The organism is Bellilinea sp. (assembly GCF_034432615.1).
Taxonomy (GTDB): Bacteria; Chloroflexota; Anaerolineae; order Anaerolineales; family Anaerolineaceae; genus Bellilinea.
Genome location: NZ_DAOUBL010000134.1, coordinates 1 through 2451, shown reverse-complemented (window position 1 = coordinate 2451; position 2451 = coordinate 1). Strand labels below are relative to the sequence as shown.

2 protein-coding genes and 1 pseudogene are annotated in these 2451 nt (G+C 58.5%); all 3 read left to right on the top strand.

Annotated features, from left to right (window positions below):
• A pseudogene (locus tag VAE48_RS06100) lies at positions 1-241 on the top strand (hypothetical protein); the annotation flags it as partial.
• Positions 242-348: 107 nt separating this feature from the next.
• Positions 349-1635, top strand: a complete 1287-nt coding sequence (locus tag VAE48_RS06095; RefSeq protein ID WP_322792429.1) for an MFS transporter — start codon at positions 349-351, stop codon at positions 1633-1635.
• A 173-nt stretch (positions 1636-1808) separates the two neighbouring features.
• On the top strand, positions 1809-2451 hold a 643-nt coding region (locus tag VAE48_RS06090), incomplete at its 3' end, for an NEW3 domain-containing protein (RefSeq protein ID WP_322792428.1).

Sequence of the window (2451 nt, the reverse complement as noted above, 5' to 3'; positions counted from 1 at the left end):
CGGTGGGCGCTGGCTGCGCGTGCGGGTCACCGATACGGATACCGGCAAGACACGCGTCAATGTACGCCTGCCGCTCAACCTGGTGGCATCCGGCATCCGCATGGGGATGCGCTTTGCCCCCGAAATTGAAGGGCTGGACGTCAACGAATTGATGGCCTTCATCCAATCCGGTGAGAGCGGGCATCTGGTGGATGTGTACGACGACGAAGACGGAGAACACGTCGAGGTATACATCGAGTAAAGCCGCCTGAGAGGTTAAACTTCCTCTCCATAATTGTCAAAACGGGTCTGCAACCTGCCAATCGTCCGATTTGGCGAAGGCACTTTTTTTCCGTATTTTAGAAACCTATGGAACAGAAATCTTCCCTCAAGTGGCTGCGCGTCTTCATTCCCATCTGGGCCGGGCAGGTCTTCTCGCTGCTGGGCAGTGGGCTGGTTCACTTTGCGCTGATCTGGTGGATGACCGAAAAAACCGGTTCGGCCGCCGTACTGGCCAGCGCCTCGCTGGTTGGGCTGCTGCCGCAGGTTTTCCTTTCTCCATTTGCCGGCGCGCTGGTGGACCGCTGGAATCGCCGCTGGGTGATGGTTGCCGCCGATGGTACGGTGGCACTGGCCACAGTTGGGCTGGTAATTTTGTTTGCCAGCGGGCAGGTGCAATTGTGGCATGTCTATGTGGCCCTCTTCATCCGTTCGCTGGGCGGGGCATTTCACTGGCCGGCCATGCAGGCTTCCACCTCCTTGATGGTGCCCAAAGAGCACCTTTCGCGCATTGCGGGAGCCAATCAGGCGTTGAACGGGCTGATCGGCATCGGTGCGCCGCCGCTCGGCGCATTGCTGATGAGCACCCTGCCCATCTTCCAGGTGCTGGCGGTTGACATTGTCACCGCCGGGCTGGCAATTCTGCCGCTTCTGTTCATCGCCATCCCCCAGCCCGTCCGCGAAGATGCCCATCTGGCGGTTACGCCGAAAACGGTTTGGGCGGATGTGCGCGGCGGATTCCGCTATGTGGTTTCCTGGCCGGGGGTTTTTACCCTCTTGCTCATGGCGGCCATGGTCAATTTCCTGCTCAGCCCCGGTTCGGCCTTCATGCCGCTGCTGGTGACCCAGCACTTCAAAGGCGGCGCATTGCAACTGGCATGGATGCAGTCCGCCTGGGGAGTGGGGGTGGTGGCGGGCGGCTTGCTGCTGAGCGCGTGGGGCGGTTTTCGGCGCAAAATCATCACTTCCATGCTGTCGTTGATGGGCATTGGCGTGGGTGTATTGCTCACCGGAGCAGCCCCGGCATGGGGTTACTGGATTGCATGGAGCGGTATGTTAATTTCCGGAATTATGAACCCGCTCACCAACGGGCCGTTGTTTGCCCTGCTGCAATCCAAAATTGAGCCGCACATGCAGGGACGGGTGTTTACGCTGGTCAACAGTCTGGCTTCAGCAATGATGCCGCTGGGCATGATGATCGGCGCGCCGGTGGCCGAATGGCTGGGCCTGCGTTCGTGGTATCTGTTCGGCGGAGTGATGTGCCTGCTGATGGGATTCATCGGCTTAACCGCGCCTCTCATCAACACGCTGGATGATCAGCAGCCCGGCGGAAAACGGATCGTTCCGGCTGCCGAGCCGACTATCTCAACGGATTAATCCTCCTTCACCTTTTCTTTACGCTACCGGGGCAGAACGGACACCTGCCCCGGCACGCCGTTAAACACAATCCTTAACAATCTTCTAATCATTTTCTTATGTTTTCGTAGTAGGATAGCAACCGTCAAAAACCCGACTCTTTTTACATCTTTGCATATAAGGAGTGAAGAAGTATGAAGCGTCTACTACCCATTTCACTGGTTTTAATGCTGATTGCCTTGTTCGTGCTGCCGGTTCCGGTACAGGCTCAGGATGAAACGCCTGCCGCCGGGCTGACCATCTCCACCACCTATCCAAGCCAGATCATCGGCTTTGGCGAAGTGGTCACCCTCACCCTCAAACTGCGGGCGGACAGTCCGCAAATGGTCAATCTGGAAGTGGTGGGGCTGCCGGATGGCTGGGAAGCCAGTTTCCGCGGCGGCAGCCGGATTGTGGATGCGGTCTATCTGGACGGTGAAACCACCGTCAATGTGGACGTGCGCATCGAACCGCCCGCCAACCCCGAAGCCGGCAAGTACACCCTGAAAGTGGTGGCAAAGGGCAAGACCCAAACCGCCGAAATGCCCATCACCCTGACGGTCAAGGAAAAACTGCCCCCGCGCCTCTCGCTGGACATGGACGGGCTGCCGGTACAGCGCGGGACACCCAGCAGCACCTTCCGCTACACGGTGACGCTCAAGAACGAAGGCGGTGAAGACCTGACCGTTGCCCTTTCGGCCGATCAGCCGACCAACATGCAGGTACGCTTCGAATCGGCCGGTCAGACCGTCACCGAAATTCAACTGGCCGCCAATGAAAGCAAGAACCTGACCGTAG

Excerpts from the sequence above, each read along its gene's own strand:
- VAE48_RS06095 (WP_322792429.1), top strand. The coding sequence starts at position 349 with ATGGAACAGAAATCTTCCCTCAAGTGGCTGCGCGTCTTCATTCCCATC.